25 protein-coding genes and 2 pseudogenes are annotated in these 20,242 nt (G+C 51.7%); all 27 read left to right on the top strand.

All coding sequences use genetic code 11. The annotated features are described in order from the left end of the window. The first annotated feature begins 45 nt into the window (after positions 1–45). Positions 46–1,653 (top strand): MobQ family relaxase, encoded by a 1,608-nt coding sequence (gene mobQ / locus H9X84_RS04870; protein ID WP_330612257.1) that lies wholly within the window; start codon positions 46–48, stop codon positions 1,651–1,653. A 15-nt stretch (positions 1,654–1,668) separates the two neighbouring features. Continuing rightward, complete coding sequence (locus H9X84_RS04865; RefSeq protein ID WP_243423532.1) at positions 1,669–3,561, top strand: AAA family ATPase; 1,893 nt, start codon at positions 1,669–1,671, stop codon at positions 3,559–3,561. A gap of 107 nt (positions 3,562–3,668) precedes the next feature. Beyond that, positions 3,669–3,860 (top strand): transposon-encoded TnpW family protein, encoded by a 192-nt coding sequence (locus tag H9X84_RS04860; protein WP_087235179.1) that lies wholly within the window; start codon positions 3,669–3,671, stop codon positions 3,858–3,860. Positions 3,861–3,895: 35 nt separating this feature from the next. Beyond that, positions 3,896–4,396, top strand: a pseudogene (locus tag H9X84_RS04855) (type IV secretory system conjugative DNA transfer family protein); the annotation flags it as partial. A gap of 91 nt (positions 4,397–4,487) precedes the next feature. Next, positions 4,488–6,368: a recombinase family protein gene (locus H9X84_RS04850; RefSeq protein ID WP_205133081.1), complete on the top strand. Its 1,881-nt coding sequence runs from the start codon at positions 4,488–4,490 to the stop codon at positions 6,366–6,368. A gap of 26 nt (positions 6,369–6,394) precedes the next feature. Then, entirely contained in the window at positions 6,395–6,748 is a 354-nt protein-coding gene (locus tag H9X84_RS04845) for a TnpV protein (protein ID WP_205133082.1), read from the top strand. A gap of 123 nt (positions 6,749–6,871) precedes the next feature. Beyond that, positions 6,872–7,045 (top strand): helix-turn-helix domain-containing protein, encoded by a 174-nt coding sequence (locus H9X84_RS04840; protein ID WP_204882663.1) that lies wholly within the window; start codon positions 6,872–6,874, stop codon positions 7,043–7,045. A 52-nt stretch (positions 7,046–7,097) separates the two neighbouring features. Further along, positions 7,098–7,616: a DUF6518 family protein gene (locus tag H9X84_RS04835; protein WP_204882662.1), complete on the top strand. Its 519-nt coding sequence runs from the start codon at positions 7,098–7,100 to the stop codon at positions 7,614–7,616. Positions 7,617–7,651: 35 nt separating this feature from the next. Then, positions 7,652–8,125 (top strand): RNA polymerase sigma factor, encoded by a 474-nt coding sequence (locus H9X84_RS04830; RefSeq protein ID WP_204882661.1) that lies wholly within the window; start codon positions 7,652–7,654, stop codon positions 8,123–8,125. Further along, a complete protein-coding gene (locus H9X84_RS04825) occupies positions 8,122–8,784 on the top strand; it encodes a zf-HC2 domain-containing protein (protein ID WP_204882660.1) in 663 nt (220 codons plus the stop codon). The genes H9X84_RS04830 and H9X84_RS04825 overlap by 4 nt, the downstream gene beginning before the upstream one ends. Positions 8,785–8,892: 108 nt before the next feature. Continuing rightward, a complete protein-coding gene (locus tag H9X84_RS04820) occupies positions 8,893–9,423 on the top strand; it encodes an FtsX-like permease family protein (protein WP_204882659.1) in 531 nt (176 codons plus the stop codon). Further along, positions 9,424–10,686 carry a hypothetical protein gene (locus H9X84_RS04815; protein ID WP_205133083.1) on the top strand — a complete coding sequence of 421 codons (1,263 nt, stop codon included), beginning with the start codon at positions 9,424–9,426 and terminating at the stop codon, positions 10,684–10,686. Next, entirely contained in the window at positions 10,673–11,353 is a 681-nt protein-coding gene (locus H9X84_RS04810) for an ABC transporter ATP-binding protein (RefSeq protein WP_204882657.1), read from the top strand. Before H9X84_RS04815 ends, H9X84_RS04810 begins: the two co-directional genes overlap by 14 nt. After that, positions 11,337–11,747 carry a hypothetical protein gene (locus H9X84_RS04805; RefSeq protein WP_205133084.1) on the top strand — a complete coding sequence of 137 codons (411 nt, stop codon included), beginning with the start codon at positions 11,337–11,339 and terminating at the stop codon, positions 11,745–11,747. The genes H9X84_RS04810 and H9X84_RS04805 overlap by 17 nt, the downstream gene beginning before the upstream one ends. 528 nt (positions 11,748–12,275) lie before the next feature. Continuing rightward, complete coding sequence (locus tag H9X84_RS04800) at positions 12,276–12,689, top strand: RNA polymerase sigma factor (protein ID WP_204882655.1); 414 nt, start codon at positions 12,276–12,278, stop codon at positions 12,687–12,689. A gap of 103 nt (positions 12,690–12,792) precedes the next feature. Beyond that, entirely contained in the window at positions 12,793–13,245 is a 453-nt protein-coding gene (locus H9X84_RS04795; RefSeq protein WP_204882654.1) for a sigma-70 family RNA polymerase sigma factor, read from the top strand. A 10-nt stretch (positions 13,246–13,255) separates the two neighbouring features. Continuing rightward, entirely contained in the window at positions 13,256–13,717 is a 462-nt protein-coding gene (locus tag H9X84_RS04790) for an RNA polymerase sigma factor (protein WP_204882653.1), read from the top strand. Continuing rightward, on the top strand, positions 13,714–14,253 hold the full coding sequence (locus H9X84_RS04785; RefSeq protein ID WP_204882652.1) for an RNA polymerase sigma factor: 540 nt from the start codon (positions 13,714–13,716) through the stop codon (positions 14,251–14,253). Before H9X84_RS04790 ends, H9X84_RS04785 begins: the two co-directional genes overlap by 4 nt. Further along, positions 14,193–14,489 (top strand): DUF3847 domain-containing protein, encoded by a 297-nt coding sequence (locus tag H9X84_RS04780; RefSeq protein ID WP_204882651.1) that lies wholly within the window; start codon positions 14,193–14,195, stop codon positions 14,487–14,489. The genes H9X84_RS04785 and H9X84_RS04780 overlap by 61 nt, the downstream gene beginning before the upstream one ends. A gap of 195 nt (positions 14,490–14,684) precedes the next feature. Then, positions 14,685–16,235 carry a MobQ family relaxase gene (mobQ, locus tag H9X84_RS04775; RefSeq protein WP_243423545.1) on the top strand — a complete coding sequence of 517 codons (1,551 nt, stop codon included), beginning with the start codon at positions 14,685–14,687 and terminating at the stop codon, positions 16,233–16,235. A 99-nt stretch (positions 16,236–16,334) separates the two neighbouring features. Beyond that, positions 16,335–16,505 (top strand): hypothetical protein, encoded by a 171-nt coding sequence (locus H9X84_RS04770; RefSeq protein ID WP_204882649.1) that lies wholly within the window; start codon positions 16,335–16,337, stop codon positions 16,503–16,505. Further along, positions 16,492–16,890 carry a cysteine-rich VLP domain-containing protein gene (locus H9X84_RS04765; protein ID WP_205133086.1) on the top strand — a complete coding sequence of 133 codons (399 nt, stop codon included), beginning with the start codon at positions 16,492–16,494 and terminating at the stop codon, positions 16,888–16,890. The genes H9X84_RS04770 and H9X84_RS04765 overlap by 14 nt, the downstream gene beginning before the upstream one ends. 113 nt (positions 16,891–17,003) lie before the next feature. Beyond that, on the top strand, positions 17,004–17,756 hold the full coding sequence (locus tag H9X84_RS04760) for a phage replisome organizer N-terminal domain-containing protein (protein WP_110441039.1): 753 nt from the start codon (positions 17,004–17,006) through the stop codon (positions 17,754–17,756). Then, complete coding sequence (locus H9X84_RS04755) at positions 17,753–18,616, top strand: ATP-binding protein (RefSeq protein WP_205133087.1); 864 nt, start codon at positions 17,753–17,755, stop codon at positions 18,614–18,616. Before H9X84_RS04760 ends, H9X84_RS04755 begins: the two co-directional genes overlap by 4 nt. Before the next feature lie 43 nt (positions 18,617–18,659). Continuing rightward, positions 18,660–18,851 (top strand): transposon-encoded TnpW family protein, encoded by a 192-nt coding sequence (locus H9X84_RS04750; protein ID WP_204882647.1) that lies wholly within the window; start codon positions 18,660–18,662, stop codon positions 18,849–18,851. Positions 18,852–18,929: 78 nt separating this feature from the next. Beyond that, a complete protein-coding gene (locus H9X84_RS04745; protein WP_204882646.1) occupies positions 18,930–19,295 on the top strand; it encodes a hypothetical protein in 366 nt (121 codons plus the stop codon). 87 nt (positions 19,296–19,382) lie between these two features. After that, positions 19,383–20,207: pseudogene (locus H9X84_RS04740) on the top strand (VirD4-like conjugal transfer protein, CD1115 family); the annotation flags it as partial. Positions 20,208–20,242 lie beyond the last annotated feature (35 nt).

Here is a 20,242-nt window from a genome sequence, read left to right as displayed (position 1 = left end):
CGCGCTCCGATATGGCGGCTTTGCCGCAACAAGGGGCTGCACCCCTTGCGCCGCTTCGCGGCTATCCCTGCACACCCACAAAAACAGTACACCCGCCGTTGGCGTCTGTACCATTTTTGCGGGTTTTGTTATCCTATCCGGGAGGTGATACCCATAGCCATTTACCATTGTAATATCAGCATTGTGAGCCGAGGAAAAGGCAAGTCAGCCGTTGCCGCAGCCGCCTACCGAAGCGGCGAGAAAATCACAAACGAGTGGGACGGAATGACCCATGACTACACCCGCAAGCGCGGCGTTGTCCATACGGAAATCCTATTGCCGCCCCATGCCCCGCCCTCTTTCTCTGACCGCGCTACCCTATGGAACAGCGTGGAGCTTTACGAGAAAGCCGGGAACGCCCAGCTTGCCAGAGAGATTGACGCAGCACTCCCCATAGAATTATCCAGAGAGGAACAGATCCGGCTTGTCCGGGAATACTGTTCCTCTCAATTTGTTTCCAGAGGAATGTGCGTTGATTTTGCCATTCACGACACCGACAGCGGCAACCCCCATTGTCATATCATGCTTACCATGCGCCCCCTTGACGAGCGCGGCGCATGGGCGGCGAAGTCCAAAAAGGAATATGACCTTGACGAGAACGGCGAGCGCATACGCTTACCAAGCGGCAGATACAAGACACACAAAGTTGACCTCACAGGCTGGAACAACAAGGGCAACGCACTTTTGTGGCGCAAGGCATGGGCGGATATTTCAAACGCCTACCTTGAACGCGCCGGACGCCCGGAGCGTATCGACCACCGCAGTAACGCCGAGCGCGGCATTGACGAGCTGCCTACCGTCCACATGGGCGTAGCGGCCTGTCAAATGGAGAAGAAAGGCATAGCCACCGAGAAAGGCGAGCTGAACCGGAATATCCAAAAGGCAAACCGCCTTATCCGGGAAATCCGGGCGCAGATTGGAAAGCTCAAAGAATGGATTGGCGAGCTGTTCAAGGCGCGGGAAACCGCCCCGGAGCAGCCCCCGCAATCCCCCGGCCTTGCAAATCTGCTGATGAAGTATTTAAGCGTTCAGAGAGAAAAGAGCCGGAAGTATTCGCAGAGTTGGCAAAGGCAGCACGCCGCCGATGAACTGAAAACCGTTGCAAAGGCGGTAGGCTATCTTTCCGAGCATGGCATTTCTACCCTTGCGGAGTTGGACGCTGCCCTTTCCTCTGTCAGCGACCAAGCCGACGCTATCCGGGAGGGGATGAAAACCGCCGAGAAGCGCATGAAAGAATTGCAAAAGCTGATTGAATACGGGAAGAACTACACCGAGTACAAACCCATTCACGACGAGCTGAAAAAGCTGAAAAATGGCTGGACGAGCAAGCGCGACAAGTACGAGGAAGCCCACCGCGCCGAGCTTACGCTATGGAACGCAGCGAGCCGCTATCTCCATGCAAATCTGCCGAAAGGGACAAAGAGCTTGCCTATCTCTGAATGGGAAAAAGAGTACGCCACCATCAGCGGGCAGAGAACAGCGGAATATACCAAGCTGAAAGAAACCCGCGCCGAGGTTGCCGAGCTGCACAATATCCGCAAGTGCGTTGATATTGCACTGAAAGCTGACCAGCCGGAGCAGACCCGCGCCAAGCGGCACGACTTAGAACGATGAAAGGAGTTGAGATTTTTGTATTACACCCAAGAACAGATAGACCGGGCGAATCAAGCCGACCTTGTTTCTTTCCTGCAATCACAGGGCGAGCAGCTTACCCGCGCCGGGAATGAATACCGCTGGAAACGGCACAACAGCTTGACCGTCCGGGGAAACAAATGGTACAGGCACAGCCAGAGCAAGGGCGGCGGCCCCGTTGATTTTGTTATGGAGTTTTTCGGCAAGAGCTTCACCGAAGCCGTGGAACTTCTCACAGGAGAAAAGGGAGCCGCACCGCCGCCGGACAGACCTTGCCCCGCGTCCCTTTCCGACTTCCGGCTACCACCCCCAAACAGCGACAACCGAACAGCGAGGAACTACCTCACAGCAGCCCGCCGCATTGATGAAGATGTGACGGGCTTTTTCTTTGCCCGCGGCGATATTTACGAGGACACAGCCCACCACAACGCCGTATTTGTGGGGCGGGACGAGGACGGAATACCGCGCTACGCCCACAGCAAGGGAACGGCGGGAAACTTCCGGCTTGATGTGAAAGGCAGCGACAAAGCCTTTAATTTCTGCTACCGGGGCGAGGGCGACAGGCTTTTTGTCTTTGAAGCCCCCGTTGACCTGCTCTCTTTCCTCTGCCTGTTCAAAAAGGCGTGGCAGAAGCAGAGCTATTTGTCATTGGGCGGCGTGGGAGAAAAAGCCCTGTTGCGTTTCCTTTCTGACCGTCCGAACATCAAGACCGTTTACCTCTGCCTTGACAGCGACCAAGCCGGAAACGACGCTTGCAGCCGCCTTGCGGAGCTTGTGCCGGAGGGCTTGACCGTCCACCGCCTTGTGCCGCTGTTTAAGGACTGGAACGAGGTATTGCAGCACCGGGCAGAAATCACAGACGGGAAGTATATCCGGGAAGCGGTTTACGGCTTGAAAGAGCCGCCGCAGGAAGAAACCGTCGAGATTATCCGCATGAGTGAGGTTGACACGCAGACCGTTGAATGGCTATGGGAGCCGTATATCCCTTTCGGGAAAGTAACCATTGTGCAAGGCAACCCCGGCGAGGGCAAGACCACCTTTGCCCTACGCCTTGCCGCTGCCTGCACCACCGGGGGAACGCTGCCGGGAATGAAGCCCTTGCCGCCATTCCAAGTGATTTACCAGACCGCCGAGGACGGGCTGGGTGATACCGTCAAGCCCCGCTTGATAGAAGCCGAAGCCGACCTTGACCGCGTGCTTGTCATTGATGAAGCCAAACGGGAGCTTACCCTCTCCGACGAGCGCATAGAAAAGGCAATCACGCAGAACGGGGCGCGGTTGATTATCCTTGACCCCATACAGGCGTACATGGGCGAAAAGACCGACATGAACAGGGCAAACGAAGTGCGCCCCATGTTCCGCCGCCTTGCCGATGTTGCCGAGCGTACCGGGTGTGCCGTTATCCTTATCGGACACTTGAACAAAGCTGCCGGAGGGCAGAGCGCATACCGGGGCTTAGGTTCTATTGACTTCCGCGCCGCAGCAAGGAGCGTCCTGCTGATCGGGCGCGTGAAGCGGGAGCCGAATGTGCGTGTTATCGTCCATGACAAATCTTCCCTTGCGCCGGAGGGCAAGCCCGTTGCCTTTTGCCTTGACCCGGAAACAGGCTTTTCATGGATAGGCGAATACGACATAACCGCCGACGAACTGCTATCCGGCGCGGGCGGGAACACCGCCACCAAGACCGAGCAAGCCGAGAAGCTGATACTTGACTTACTCGCAGACGGGAAAGAGCTTGCCAGCGAGGACATTGTAAAGGCCGCAGCCGAAGCCGGAATATCCGAGAGGACAGTTAAAAATGCCCGCCGCAATCTTGATACCCAGATAGAAGTCATACGCCGGGGAAATCAATGGTACTACCGCAGGAACGAAGCCAAGAGTGCAAAGTAAGAATGCAATCCGCAGATACCTTTGCATTGTTGCATCCTTGCACCCTTACCCGATATGACCGCCTCATGTGCCGACCACATGGGGCTTTATCTTTGAAAGGAGAGCCTATGAACAATGAAACCAGCAAGACCAGCACCCCCGCAGCCGCTTCCCCTCTGACCGCCAAACCCGACCTTGTGAAGAACATCGGCGGCACGACCTTTGACATTCATATCCATTTCAGCGAAACCAGCCGGGAAACCTTTACGGACAAGGTTGTGCGCCTTATCAAGAACGACAGCGGCGATGAAACCGCTTAAAAGCAAGATACTTTTTTCTTGTTCCTTATTGACAAAACCCGAAAGGCACCATCCTGGTGGAGTGCGGCAAAATGCTTCAGCGCGGCACACCCAAGCTGGGCAAGGACGGCAAGCCCATGAAGGATAAGCGCGGCAAGGTCATCTATGAGCCTTATCGGATCAAAGTCCTCAATACCATCAACTTCAAGAAGTCCATGCACTATAATCCCTTTGCCTACATCCACTCCGAAAAGGACATCTTGAAACTGGTCACGACGCTGATCGCCAACACCAAGGGCGAGGGCAAGGCCGGGGACGATTTCTGGGTTAAGGCCGAGACGCTTTTGTACTGCGCCCTCATCGGGTATATCCACTACGAGGCCCCGGTGGAGGAACAGAATTTCTCCACCCTTATCGAGTTCATCAACGCCATGGAGGTCCGAGAGGATGACGAGGAGTTCAAGAACCCCGTAGACCTGATGTTTGACGCATTGGAAGCGGAAAAGCCAAACCACTTTGCCGTCCGCCAGTATAAAAAGTACAAGCTGGCTGCGGGAGATGTATGCTCTAAGTGACTTCTTAATCATGGTTTTTGTCATGGTTAGTGAAGCAGTCACTTAGAGCATTTTCATTTCAGGAGGTACAGCCATGAGAAACGAGAAAATCACCCCTCTGTATGAGCGTTTGAGCCGCGACGATGAGTTACAGGGCGAAAGCAACTCCATATCGAACCAAAAAAAGATGTTAGAGGACTTCGCACGCCGGAATGGGCTGCCGAACCCCACCCATTTCACCGATGATGGCGTATCGGGAACCCGTTTTGACCGCCCCGGATTTCTGGCGATGATGGAGGAAGTCGAGGCCGGACGGGTGGAGGCCATTGTTATCAAAGACATGAGCCGCCTGGGGCGTGACTATCTAAAAGTCGGCCAGGTTATGGAGATTTTGCGGCAGCGCGGCGTCCGGCTGATCGCCATCAATGATGGTGTGGACAGTCTGAAAGGCGATGATGATTTTACCCCGTTCCGCAACATTATGAACGAGTTTTACGCCCGCGACACCAGCCGGAAAATCCGCTCCGTGTTTAAGTCCAAAGGCATGAGTGGCAAACACCTGACCGGCACCGTCATTTATGGCTACCTGTGGGACGAAAAACGGGAACACTGGCTTGTTGACGAAGAAGCCGCCGAAGTAGTGCGACATATTTTCGCGCTGGCGATGGAGGGCTACGGCCCCTATCAGATTGCAACCAAGCTGTCAGAAGAAAAAATCGAAATGCCCGCCGTTCACCTTGCCCGCTATGGCGAGGGAGTGAACAAAAATAAGACCTTTGCGGATATTTACCGTTGGAGTGCCTCTACCGTTGTTGAAATCCTAAAAAAGCGTGAGTATTTAGGTCATACGGTCAATTTTAAGACCCGCAAGCACTTTAAGGACAAGAAAAGCCACTATGTTGACGAAAGCGAATGGACGATTTTCGAGAATACCCATGAGGCCATCATCGACCAGGAAACCTTTGACAATGTGCAGCGTATCCGGGGAAACGCCAGACGCTACCCGGACGGCTTTGGGGAGGCCCATCCCCTGACCGGTCTGATGTACTGCGCCGATTGCGGCGGCAAGATGTATGTTCACCGTACCTACAACGGTAAGCGCGTCCCGCAGTACACTTGCGGCCAGTATGGGAAGTACCCTATCGGCTCCCTTTGCCCTACACAGCACCGTATCAAGGCCGAAGCTGTTCTGACCCTGATTGCCGATATGCTCCGGGCCATCGCGGAGTATTCCAGGAATGACCGGGCCGAGTTTATCCGCACCGTCCAGGAAACGCAGGCCGCCCAGCAGACCGCCGACATCTCCAAGAAGCGGAAACGGCTGGCCGCCGCCCAAAAGCGGGCCGGGGAACTGGAACGGCTGATTTGCAAAATCTATGAGGACAACGCCCTGGGTAAGCTGCCGGATGCCCGGTATGAGGCTCTGGACGCACAGTATGCCAAAGAGCAGGACGCTCTCAATGCGGAAATCACGGAACTGGAAAAGGCTGTTACCGGCTATGAGCAGAGCCGGAAATCTGCGGAGAAGTTTATTGCCCTGATTGACAAGTATGAGAATTTTGACACGCTGACAAACACCATGCTTAACGAGTTTGTAGAGAAAATCCTTGTCCATGAGCGCGCCCGGAAAGGCAGCCAGGACACCACACAGGAGGTTGAAATCTACTTCAATTTTGTGGGCCGGTATATCCCGCCTGCCTTGCAGCCGGTTCCCCTGACCCCGGAGGAACAGGAAGAACTGCGGAAGAAGGAGGAACGCAAGGACAGGCTTCACCAGAACTACTTGCGCCGCAAGGCTAATGGCAAGCAGAAGGAATGGGAAGAACGCTACAACGCCAAGCGCAAGGCGAAAATGGAGGCGGCAAAGGCTGCGATCCGGGCCGAGGACATGGCAAAAGGCATTTTTATCCCTGTCAGCCAGTTACCCAGGCAGGAGCCGCGCAAGGCCGTCTTATCGGCCAGCGCCGCAGTTTAACCATCATAGTGCAAAGGAGGACGAACATGAACAAATTGACTTACACCCGCTGCGGAGATTACTACATCCCCGACCTGAAGCTGTCCGAGCAGCCGGAGGCCCCCATCGGCAAGTATGGCCGTATGCGGCAACGCTACCTGAAGGAACACCGGCCCGGCCTTTACAGCAGCTTGATTTTGAGTGAAAAGCTGTACCCGCACCTGTTGGAGATTGACCGGGCGGCGCGTGAACGGATGGACGTCATGTTGCCCCGCATGATGGAGGCGGCGGGCGTCACCGAGGAATTGAAAGCCCGTGACCCTATGCGCTGGGTGGGGCTGATGAACACGCTGAAAGCACAGGCGGAGGAAATTGTGCTGACAGAGCTGATTTATCAATAGCTCTTTTACAAGCGGAGGCTGCTATTTGCGGCCTCTGTCTGTTTTTACGCTTTCGACATATCTTCTGCCTTGTGTCCTTTAAGCAAATGAAATATAATAAAAAATGTTGTCAGAGGTACAAATATGGACTACATGACACTTAAAGAAGCAAGCGAAAAATGGGGCATTTCGTCTCGTCAAGTCAACTATTACTGCGTTGAGGGCCGTATCCCTGGCGCTGTGAAGATAGCCGGTGTTTGGCTGATACCCAAAGACGCGGAGAAGCCGATTGACGGAAGAAGAAAGAATATCTTATAAATGATTGTAACGTTTTTCAATATCGTTAGTCTTAAAAGAAAGGAGAGTGCAAATGAGCCTATTTAGTCATATCAGAAAATCCGAGCAGCCTATTCCTCTATCCAAAGCAATTCTCCATACTGCCATTATTACCTGTTTAGGACTAATGACGGGAGTATTGATTAAGCTGCTCGATATTTATACTACTAATCTCGGAAATATTTTTTCGCAAGTATCTGTTTGGATTTTTCTTTGCACATTGATTTCCGTATATAGCAATTCCGCTATAAGAGCCGCGGTTAATGTATTTGGTTTTTGCATGGGAATGTTATTAACCTATTACATAACAGCAGAAATGACGGCAAGCGTTTATTCACTCACCTTTGTTTATGGGTGGACGATATTCGCTTTATTTTCTCCGCTTATGGGATTTTGCGTTTGGTACTCGAAAGGGAAAAGCTGGGTTTCAAGGATAATCTCTATTGGAATTATTATAGTAATGCTTGTGGCTTCAATCGTACTGTTTGATAAAATCAGAGTATCAGACATTCTATTTGCAGTTTTAACAGGCTTCATCTTATTCAAAAAATAAGGCTATCAAAAAGATAAAGAAAGCGAGGTGGTGGAGTGAAAGACTTTGAAAAGATATATTCGGAATACTTCGATACAGTATTTCAATATACACTTTCCCTTTGCAAAGACGAGGCATGGGCAGAGGAACTCACTCAAGAGGCTTTCTTTAAGGCTCTAAAAAATATTGGCACTTTTCGCGGGGAATGTAGATTAAGTGTTTGGCTTTGCCAGATTGCAAAAAATACATTTTATACAGAGGTCAAACGGCAACAAAGACAAACTGACTATCCTTTAGATACTATCCCGGTTACTGAAAACATAGAGCAGCAATTACTCAATAAAGAAACTGCTTTTGAACTTCACAGATTGCTTCATCGGTTAGACGATCCCTATAAAGAGGTATTTTGGATGCGTACTTTTGGTGAACTCTCCTTTGCAGAGATCGGAAGCCTTTTTGGAAAATCTGAAAGCTGGGCGAGGGTAACTTATCATAGAGCAAAATTAAAGATTAAGGAGGGCATAAAATGAAATATCCTTGTAGTTTGATACAGGACTTATTGCCCCTATACCATGACGGGGTTTGCAGCGAAGAAAGCAACAAAATTATTGAAGCTCATTTGTCGGAATGTTCTTCTTGTAAGGACTACTACAATTCTCTTTGTGAAGCAGATGAAATCTTTGCGGCTCCACAAAATGCCGAGTTGGAAATGAAAAAAGCAGCGTCTTTTCGCTCGATAAAAAGAAAAATACGCAAAAAGCAAATATTTGTTGTTGTACTCGCATTTGCCATATTTGCGGTCGTATCTTTTTCGATTGTCGGCCTTTTGAAAAAATCCGAGCAGGTAATTTCCTATAAGGATAATATCTCTGTATCAATGGTAGACGACAGCTTGATCGGCAGATTACAAGGCAATCAAGCAAATTATCTTAAAATAAAGCAAGTGGAAATCGAGAATAACGGGCAGAAAGACACCTATTTGTTCTTCTATCTGTCGGGAACAAAGTGGGACGATATTCTTACAAACGATGATGTATTTTCCGAATATGTGTTATGTGCTGCTAATAAGGGTGCAGAACGCATTGACCGTGTGTTTTACTATACAGGGGATTATACAGGAATAGAAAGCATGGATATAGGTGATTTGCAGAAAATAATTGACAATTCCGTTTTGCTTTGGAGCAAATAGTAGTTCATATCAGAGATTGGAAAGTGGCGCACAAAAAAGTGCGCCATTTTTTTTGTAACGAATTGCAAGTTGCGTAGTCATAGAGAAAAGAGGAAAGAGAGGTTTACTATGTTTCAGAAATTAAAGCGGAAGTGCCGCCCTACCACAATCTTATTAGCAATAGGCTTTTCCATTTCCATAATGTCCGTATTGGTCGGCATTAGCGCAACCAATGATATTCTAACGTCTTTAGCAGAAGCCGATCAAGAAATCCCCATATTTAATACCATGCAAAACACAGGGATTTCCCTTGCACTCTCAATTTATCTGTTTTCGATTGTGAATTGCCTTGTGGTTACAAACTATTGGATTATTACGAAGCGTCGAGACATGGCAATCCGTAAAGCGTTCGGCTGGTCAAATTATAACCTCATTTGCGCGGTGGTATCAGAAATGGCAGAAATATTGCTTGTCAGCCTTTGCATAGGGTTTCTTTTAATCGAGGTGTTTTCACGCATGACAGAGGGTATCATATCCATTCATATAACACCTTTTTTCCTATGTGGTACGCTTCTGCTCTTGCTTTTTACATTGGTGATTTCCGTTATCATTCCTGTTATTCGCATTTTGAAAATACACCCAGCGGAGGCGATTTCATAAATGAAACTTTTAAGATTATCTATCAAGGAAATTAGAAAAAAGAAGTTTTTTTCAATATTGATATTACTTGTATGTGTTATTGCTATGCAGACGGTTCTATCTGCTATCACAAATGCGACCAGCGCAGCTTATCAGCAAAAAATATTTGAAAGCAATATAGGCGTTGACATGGAACAGGTATTGCACTTGGATTACCAATATACAGAAGAAAGCCCGGAGTTTGCAAATGTGATCCGGCAATATCTTGACTATATCAAAGAACTTCCGGGCGTACAAGCAGTAGGCCAGTTTGACGCAACAGGTATGTATTTTTCCGAACTCGAAAACATGGACGAATATAGAGCAATCAATGGTGAGTTATTAAAAGGTCAAAAATACGAAAATTATCCGGGAATATCACAGCTATTGAGTATCGACGAAGAAATGTTGTCATTTGTCAAAGGCGGTATTACAGAATATGCAACTACTACAAGCGGTTTGCTTCCTCTCTATGTAAGCGAAATATTCAAGGACATTTTATCAGAGGGGCAGATACTTACCGATGAGCGCGCAGGAGATCAGTACGAAATTGTTGGGTATATTCCCACAGGTGCAAAATGGGTTGAAGAAGATGATTTAATCCGCTTTCCCTTGATTTCATTAAAAGGCTGGTTTATTGCTCCTTTTACGGAGCAAAGCCGTAATGATATTATGACGCAGCTTTCTTCTTTGCATAACACCTATATACTCCTTTCCGATAGTGCGGATATAAATTTTCTTAAAGAGCAGATTTCTACATATCCGTTACAACATGGATTTGAAGCGTCGGCTATGCTTTTATCGGACGAATATAAAGTATATCAGTCAGAAACAGCAACATTTACTATACGGCAAATGATACTTGCGATTTTTATTTCTATTATGGCAATTAGTTCCGTTGTTGCAGTATTTACTACCAATGCTTTATTGAAGAAAAAACAATATGGCATTTGGATTGCAAACGGCTTTACTCTCTCCGATATAGCGGCTGAAATAGCTATTGAAATATTCATCATCATTTTCTGTTCGGGTATTTTTGCTTGGGGAATGAAATGGATAGAGTTTGCTCGAAGTACAGATCTATTCAAAACTGTTTTGCTAACAGCGCATATCAGATACACGCTTCCAATCTGTATTGTACTTACTTTTATTTTGACGGGAATTGCAGCGTTAATTCCTATAACAAAATTATTGAAGTATCAGCCTTGCGAGTTGATAGGAGGAGATACAAATGACAACGATTGAATTAAAAGACATAACAAAAGAATACAGGAGTGATGAAATTATTACTCCGGCTTTGAAAAATATCAGCTTAAAAATAGGCACTGGTGAGTTTGTAGCGATAATGGGGGCTTCAGGCTCCGGCAAGACAACATTATTAAACATTATAGGCTGCATGGACGTTCCTACCAGTGGTACATATTTGCTTGATAACGAAGATTTAGGGGGTGCAAAGGAAAAACGCTTATCTTCCATTCGCGGCAAAAAAATATCATTTGTCTTTCAAAACTTTGCCCTTATCGGGGATTATACCGTATTGGAAAATGTAGAAATCCCATTGATAAAGCAGCCGCTATCAAAAGCTGAACGAAAGAAAAGGGTCTTATCTGCATTGGAACTTGTAGGCATATCTAATTTAGCCAAAAAGAAACCGTCGAATATATCCGGCGGTCAGAAGCAACGAGTAGCAATCGCAAGGGCGATTGTATGCGGAGCCGAAACAATACTTGCGGACGAGCCAACAGGCGCATTAGACAGCAAGACAGGAAATGAAATTATGCGAGTATTTTCGGAATTAAACAACATGGGAAAGACTGTCATTCTTATCACACACGATAAAAATGTTGCGTCATACGCCAAAAGACTAATTACCATTCAAGACGGGAGGATTTTAAGTGATGAAGGAATATAAAAAAATCGGAGTTTATTTACTTGCTATTTGCCTTATCTTTGCTCTTACGGCCTGTAATGACAGTGAAGCCGACGAGTTTACTTCTTTACGAAGTTTTGAATATCACTTTATCCCCGAAGAATATGAGGAAGAATATAGCGAGTATGAAAAGGTGATTACGCTTGAAGCCGATACAGATTATCAATTCAAAGTAGACACAACTTGTGAAAGTGGGACAATAGAAATCAGTCTTACCTATGAGAACGCGGAAGAAAAAATGTATATCGTCAATTCCTCTGCTCCATGTAATGATAAAATAAACATTCCTGCAAATACAACGGAAACAGCTTGCTTTTCGATCACTATTGTTCCCGAAACCAAAGGTGATGTTGCAGTAGAAGTATTAACGCGATAATAGTAGATAATCGGGCAGTTTATTCACTAACCGCTGTTTGAACTTTTGGGGGACAAAACAAAGAAACATAATAATTTAATAACCTGCCGGACGACGGCAAAGAAAAAAAGCCGTCGTCCAGCAGGTAATCGCCATGCCCTAAATACACCTACGGCGGCTTTGAGAAAATCAAGGCCGCCGTTTCTTATGCCCTCGACAAAGGAGTGACGCCCATACGCTGACACGGCGGCTTTAGGAGGGAGCCGCCATGAAGCACACTGACCGCCGACAAATTCAGACGATGTTTGCACTACCGTCAAAAAAAGCCCAGCCACCGAACCGGCCCCGTCTGGCAGCCAGTGCGAAAATTGTCACAATGTAACTGAATATCGTGTTTTTTGCGCTCGAATAGCTTCATGCTGTCCGAGCGTTTTTTCATACCTATGGGGCCGGAACATCGGGCCAACATGGCCCGAACCTTGTCCCCGGTGTCGTTCCCCGCCGCCCCGTTCAGATTTTCCCGCAAAAATCTGAACGGAGGAAAGGCCGATGGAAGTCACCATCAATTATAACGGACAAGCTGTGGCCGTGGAGGTCACGCTGGAAGTCTATGAATTTCTTGACCGGGCCGACCACAAAGCCGAGAACCTGTCCCATGAGCAGCGGCGGCATTGGGATGGCCGGGAGTTTGACGAATACATAGTTGCCACCGAGGGCGTGGGTATCTACGGCGAAACGCCGGAGGATTACCTGTGCCGTATGGAAACGCTGGGCGAGCTGATGGCCGTCCTGGACACCTGCACCGAGGCCCAGCGCCGCCGGTTCCTTCTCTATGCCCTGGACGGTTTGAGCTATGCAGAGATCGGAACGATTTGCGGCTGCTCAAAGTATTCTGTTCGGGACTCCATTATCGCGGTCAGAAAAATTTTCAAAGATTTTTTTGAAAACAGGCCCCACGAATGACCTGTTTTCGGGCTACCAAGTGAAAGGGATTGTTTCCCTTATCCCAGCGGGAGGCGGACAGCGGACAAGCTGCCCGCCTCTCCCATTTTCAGGAGGTAAGCCTATGAAAACAATCAATCTGCGGTGGATTTATCCCCACTACCGGCATGACGAGTTTGTGGAGGTCAGCGATGAGGTTTGGGAAGTCATGCGGCAGGCCCAGCGCGAGATGAACAACTATGAGCGCCGGAAGGTCTACCACCGCGCCTGGTACTCTCTGGACGCATATAGCTGGACAGAGAACTATGCGCTGGAACACAGCAGATCGCCGGAGGAAATCCCTTTGGAGCGCGAGGAACGGGCCGCCCGCCTGCGGCTGGTTGCCGCCTTGCCGGAGGCCCTGACCCATGCCACCCCTACACAGGCCCGCCGCGTCCGGGCCTACTACATCGCCGGTATCAACCAGCCGAAAATTGCCCGGATGGAGGGCGTAGACAGCAGCAAGGTCAGCGTTGCCATCCGGCGGGGCCTGCGGAATATGCGCCGCTGCTATAACTGCCTTTTCCCGGCAGAGTGAGGGCGGGCCTATGCAGACGATCAACCTCAAGCAATATTACCCGTTCTGCACCGAGGACACCTTTGTGGAGGTGTCGGATGAAATCGTTGAAGCGTTCCTGCTGGACAAGCGGGCCGAGGCCGCCAGGGAGCGCAAGATGTACCGCTACAAGGCGTTTTACTCCCTTGACTGCGATGATGGGATTGAGAACGCCGCCATTGGCTGGGCACAGCCATCACCGGAGGATTGCCTGATGGAAAAGGAGGCGCAGGCCGAATATGCCGAACTGCTCCGGCGGCTCTATGAGGCCATTTCTTCTCTGACCCCAACGCAGGCCCGGCGCGTCCATGCCCGGTATATGCTGGGGATGAAAGTGAAGGACATTGCCGCGATGGAAGGTATTACCCCATCCCAGGCGGGGAAGTCCATCCATGCGGCGCTTCGGCGGCTGCGCCGGTACTTCATACACCGGAAATGGACAAGCGGCCTATGAAAACCATCAATCTGAAAAAATACTACTACCCGATTTGTAAGAAAGACACCTTTGTGGAAGTGCCGGACGAGGTGGCAGACGCCATTGTAGAGAAAAGCCGCGCAGAGGAAGCCAATGACGCCAAGCAGCACTATCACTGTTACTCTCTGGACGCATCCCCCGGCATGGAAAACCATTTCCCGGAGCAGGCCGTTTCCCCGGAGGATATTCTGATGGAGAAGGAAACGGAACGGGAACAGGAGGCCGCCCATGCCCTGATGATGGAACGGCTCCGGGAGGCCCTTGCCACCCTGACGCCCCGGCAGGCAAGCTGCCTGCACGCTCGGTTTTGGGAAGGCAAGCAGTTTAAGGAGATTGCAGAAGCCGAGGGCTTTACCACATCGGCGGCCATTGTCACGGTACGCAACGCCATCATCAAGTTACAGAAATATTATATCAAGCGCGGCTGGATGGAGCCGCCAAAGGAGAAAGCGATATGCACAAAGACCACACCGCCCAAGAGAAACCGAAAAAGGACGAGCGCGCAGAAGTCCTGAAGGAGATCCGGCAGCTTGAGAACCGCCAGAAGATTTTGGAGAACAAGCAGCGCAACGAGGAACGCAAGGCCCGCACCCGCCGCCTGATTGAGCGCGGGGCCATTTTGGAGGGCATTTTCCCTCTGGCCCCAGACCTTTCCGGCGTGGAGGTCAAGGCGTTCCTGATTGCCCTGTCCCATCTTCCGGGGGCGGCGGAACTGGCCGCAAAACTGCCGAAATCCGGGGACAAGCTGTAAGTCCCTTGTTTACAAGGGCGCACTTATACACCGTTGCCGGTGTCGTGCGCGCGTCGTCGCAAAGTCCGCTTTGTTCCGTTTCCGCCTTGCGGCGAAAACTGCACACGCTCCCTTGCTCCTCCTTTCCCCACAAAAACCGCTCCGCTGGGTTTCCGTGGGGGCCCCATGTTTGGGCTGTTGCGCTCTCCGAGCGCGATGGGGAGCTACACTCCCCAAACCCCTTGTGCGCCCCGCGCAGCCAGACACCCGCTTCGCGTCTGTCCGGCTCCAGGTCGCCTGAATACCCCTCACCGAAAGGAGGTGCCACTCATAGATTTTTGCCATATCCCCGTCAGTATCATCAAGCGCAGCGAGGGCCGTTCCGCTGTTGCCGCAGCCGCCTACCGCAGCGGAACCAAGCTGACGAATGAATGGGACGGCCTGACCCATGATTACACCCGGAAGGGCGGCGTTGTCCATGCGGAAATCATGCTGCCCGCCCACGCCCCGCCAGAGTTTTCAGACCGCTCCATTCTCTGGAACAGTGTGGAGCAGATCGAGAAAGCCAGGGACAGCCAGCTTGCCCGCGAGATTGAGGCGGCCCTGCCCCGCGAACTGTCCAGGGAACAGCAGCTTGCCCTTGTCCGGGCCTATGTGAAGGACAACTTTGTGGACAAGGGGATGTGCGCCGACTTCGCCATCCATGACAAGGGAACCGGCAACCCCCATGTTCATATCATGCTGACCGTCCGGCCCCTGAAAGAAAATGGCGCATGGGGCGCGAAGTGCCGCAAGGCATACGACCTGGACGAGAACGGCCAGCGTATCCCGGACGGGAAAGGCGGCTGGAAGAACCACCGGGAGGATACCACCGACTGGAACGACAAAGGGAATGTGGATATTTGGCGGGCGGCATGGGCGGCCTATACCAACCGGGCATTGGAGGCCGCCGGTCAGCCTGCGTTGGTAGATCACCGCAGCTACAAACGCCGGGGCATTGATAAAATCCCCTCTGTCCACCTGGGGCCAGCGGCCAGCCAGATGGAGAAGCGCGGCATCCGCACCGGCAAGGGGGAAGTCAACCGGCAGATCGCCGCCGACAACAAGCTGCTCAAGGAAATCAAGGCCCGCATTACCCGCCTTTACAACTGGTCGAAGGCCGAGGCCGAAAAGCCGGAGGGCCAACAGCCCAGCATGATTGACTTGTGGGAGGCCCAGCAGCAGCTCATGCGGCCTGATACCCGCACCGGCAAAATCCGGGCTTTGCAGGAGAGCGCCGCCCTGTTCAGCTTTATGCAGGCAAATGAAATTAAGACCATGCAGCAGCTCCATGATAAAATCTCCGACATGAACAGTAGCTACTATGACCTGCGGGGGAAGATTGTCCAGGCCGAGCGCCGGATCGCTGTCCTCACCGAGCGCGGGGAGATGTGGGCGCAGTACAACGAGTACAAGGCTGTCCATAAGCAGCTTGCCAAGGTGAAGCCGGAGAAGCGGGAACTGTTCGAGCAGCGCCACAGCCGGGAACTGATCCTCTATGACGCGGCGGCCCGGTATCTGAAGGAACTGAAGGACAGCGGTGAAAAACTTACCCCCAAAACATGGCAGCGCGAGATTGACCTGCTGACCGCCCAGAAGCAGGTGGACACCATAGACATGAAGGCCATGCGGGAGGAACTGAAAGCCGTGGAACGGCTCCGCAAGGCCGCCGACCAACTGGCCCGGCAGGAACGGGACAAGTCCCATGACCGGGGACCGGAACGGTAAAGGGTACGGCGTTTTGGCGACCCCTTTTAGGTGCGTCGCGTTTCACGACACCCCTTTGCACAGAACTGTCAACATTCACTCACGGAAGGAGATTGCCCTATGAAGCAGATTATTTTACCCGTTACTGTCTATCTGAATATCCGCCTGCCCCTTGCCCTCTTGCAGCCGGAACCGGCAGCAGCGCCCACCGGCCCGGAGCCGGAGGCCCATGCCTGCCAGGGCTGCGGCAACTGCGGCGGGTGTGGGAAGTGCCAGCATGAAGAAAAGTAAGCCTGAACCCGTCCCCGTCATGGACTACCGCCAGTACCGCAGAGCGCGGCGGCTGGTACATGAGTGCTGCAACTATGACGGCGGCAACTGTATCGCGCTGGATGATGGGGAGGAATGTGTCTGCTTCCAGTCCATTTCCTACTCCCTGTTGTGCCGGTGGTTCCGAGCGGCGGTGCTGCCGCTGGACAGGGAACTGGAAACGGCCCTGTTCCACCGCCTGGACGCCAAACGGTGCGCCGTCTGCGGGGCGCTGTTCACCCCAGGCTCCAACCGGGCCAAATACTGCCCGGAATGTGCCGGACGCATGAAGCGTATCAAGGCCGCCCAGCGTAAGCGCAAACAGAGGGCTAAATGTCACGCTTTAGGGGCCGAAAACCCCTTGTAAATCAAGGACTTTTTCGAGGGTGTCGCTGGGGGCCTGATAGATTTATCCTCTGGCCCCCAAAACGGCCCTCTAAATGCGTACAGAAGCCCAAAACGAACCCCAAGGAGGAACCCATGTCAGACAATCGAAAATATTACTATCTCAAGCTGAAAGAAAACTTCTACAACAGCGAAACGATGGTTATTTTGGAGAGTATGCAGGATGGTCTGCTGTACTCCAATCTGCTGCTGAAAATGTACCTCATGTCACTCAAAAGCGGCGGTATCCTCATGCTCAACGACCATCTGCCCCACACGCCCCAGACCATCGCCACCTTTACCCGCCATCAGGTGGGGACGGTGGAGAGGGCCTTGAAGGTGTTCCTTGAATTTGGCCTTGTGGAAATTTTGACCGACGGGGCCTACTACATGGCCGACATCCAACTGCTGATCGGCCAGTCCTCTACCGAGGGGGAACGGAAAAAGAAAGAGCGTATGCGATTGAAGCGCCAAAAACTGCTCCCATCCGGAGGGGCGGACATTTGTCCACCATATAGCCGGGGGGACATTTGTCCACCAGAGATTAGAGATAAGAGATTAGATATTAGAGATAAGAGTATAGAGAATAGAGAGAGTGAGAGCGCCCGCGCCTATGGCCGTTACCAGAATGTTTTCCTGACAGACGAGGAACTGGCAGACTTGCAGGCCAGCTTTCCCACGGTATGGGGCCAGTACATCGAAAAGCTGTCCGAGTACATGGCCTCTACCGGCAAGCGGTATCAGAGCCATGCCGCCACCATCCGGCGCTGGGCCGGTGAGGACGCGAAGAAAGCAGCCCCGCCCACCCGAAACCGGGATTACAGCGTAAAGGAGGATGAAACCGTATGATGGAGATTACCGCAGAAATCCGGGCGCTGATCGACAAGGCAGCCGCCGGTGTGGAGCTGGCCGGGGACGAGTACATAGACCCGGCAGACGGCCTCATTCACTGTAAGAGGTGCGGCGGCCAGAGGCAGACCGTTGTGCCATGCTTTGGAAAACCGGGCTACTTCATGCCCCGCTGTATCTGCCAGTGCCAGCGGGAGGCCGAGGAACAGCGCAAGGCCGCCGAGGAACGGCAGCACCGCATGGAGCGTATCAAGCGCCGGAAGGCCCAGGGCCTGCAAGACCGTTATCTGTACGACTACACCTTTGCCAACGACAACGGCCAAAATCCGCTGATGGACAAGGCCCGCGCCTATGTGGAGAACTGGAAGGAGGCATACAAAAACAACACCGGCCTGCTGCTGTTCGGAGATGTGGGAACTGGCAAGTCCTTTTTCGCCGGTTGTATCGCCAACGCCCTGCTTGACCGGGATGTGCCGGTGCTGATGACGAACTTTCCCACCATCCTGAACCGCCTGACCGGAATGTTTTCCGAGGACAGGGCCGACTTTATCGCCAGCTTTGACGAGTACGACCTGCTTATCATTGACGATCTGGGTGTGGAACGCAGTACCGAGTATGCGATGGAGCAGATGTTTTTCGTCATTGACAGCCGCTACCGCAGCCGCAGGCCCATGATTATCACCACCAACCTGAAGCTGGCCGAACTCAAGAACCCGCCTGACCTGGCCCACGCCCGTATCTATGACCGTATCCTGGAACGGTGCGCCCCGATCCTCTTTGCCGGGAAGAACTTCCGGGAGGAAAATGCCGGAGCCACCAAGCAGGCGGCAAAAGACATTGTAAACCGTAAGCATGAGTAATTTTGTGCCGGACGGTGCAGCCCCGCCCGGAGAAAGGAGCGCCATGAGCGAAGAAATCCGTACCATGCAGACCGCAGACACCACCCCGGCCAGAGCGCCGGAGGACGCCCCCGCGCTGGTAAAGAAAATCGGAAAGACCACCTACAAAGTGCGCGTCCATTTTAGCCAGACCAGCACTGAAACCATGAGCGACAAAATCAAGCGTATGCTCAAAAACGAGATACAGCAGATGTGACCGGCTGATAAAGCCAGCCGCCTTGTGTTAAACTGATGATGGTACACACCAAAACTTTTAGCCAAGGAGGACATGAAAATGCTGTACACAGAAAAAGAGAAAACTGAGATTGAACGGGTACGAAAGGTGTTTGCCGAGCATCTTCAACAAAGCACTAATTTTGAACTGCTATGGTCTGATAAAGTGGGCTTTGTCTGGCTGGCGATTGGCCTAAACCCGCTTTATGTTGATACCGGAAGGAGGATAGAGTCTGCCGCCGATCTCTGTCACGAGTGCCTGGATGATGTTGCGATGGATGTTCTGTATATGACAGGCAACGACCACGCGATAGAAGAAGCCGACCCGCTGGAACTGGCCGAAATCAAACGGCGTTGGAAAACCTATATCGACCAGTTGCCAGAATATGCGTATCTTTGCGATGAACTGTTAAGCAGATGCAAGTAACCTCACCCACCTGAGTGTCAGGAGCATGAAAGTGCTTCTGGCACTTTTTTTGTAGCTTTTTTGTGAATTTGATTAAAAAGTCCTTGACAACTCGTTTCGGGCAAAACCGCAAAATCCATTCTGATTTCCTGCGGTGCGCGCCTTGCCGTATTCGACATTGCGGAACTGCGGGAGGTCACTTCCTACGACGAGCTGGAGCTGGACACTCTGGGAGATCGGAAAACCGCCCTGTTCCTCATTATGAGCGACACGGACGATAGCTTTAACTTTTTGATCTCCATGTGCTACACCCAACTGTTCAACCTCTTGTGTGAAAAGGCGGACGATGTGTACGGCGGGCGGTTGCCGGTCCATGTGCGCTGCCTCATTGACGAGTGTGCCAACATCGGCCAAATTCCCAAGCTGGAAAAACTGGTCGCCACCATCCGCAGCCGTGAGATCTCCGCCTGTCTGGTATTGCAGGCGCAGTCCCAGCTGAAAGCCATCTACAAGGACAACGCCGATACCATCATCGGCAACATGGATACCTCCATCTTCCTGGGCGGCAAGGAACCGACTACCCTCAAGGAGCTGGCCGCCGTGCTGGGCAAGGAAACCATCGACACCTACAACACCGGCGAGAGCCGTGGGCGGGAAACCTCCCACTCTCTCAACTACCAGAAGCTCGGCAAAGAGCTTATGAGCCAGGACGAACTGGCCGTTATGGACGGCGGCAAGTGTATCCTCCAGCTGCGTGGTGTGCGGCCTTTCCTTTCGGACAAGTACGACATCACCAAGCACCCCAATTTTAAGCTCACAGCCGATGCGGACCCCAAAAACGCCTTTGACATTGAGGCGTTCCTGTCTGCTCGGCTCAAACTCAAGCCCAACGAAGTCTACGATGTGTATGAAGTAGACGCAGAGGGCGCGTAAATCTGTTCCGCTGTGAAAGGAGTGGTCTTATCTAC

Origin of the sequence: Anaerotignum lactatifermentans (genome assembly GCF_016902535.1) — a bacterium.
Classification (GTDB): Bacteria; Bacillota; Clostridia; order Lachnospirales; family Anaerotignaceae; genus Anaerotignum; species Anaerotignum lactatifermentans_A.
The sequence above is the reverse complement of the archived record's forward strand: the minus strand, read 5'-3'. Positions and strand labels throughout refer to the sequence as shown.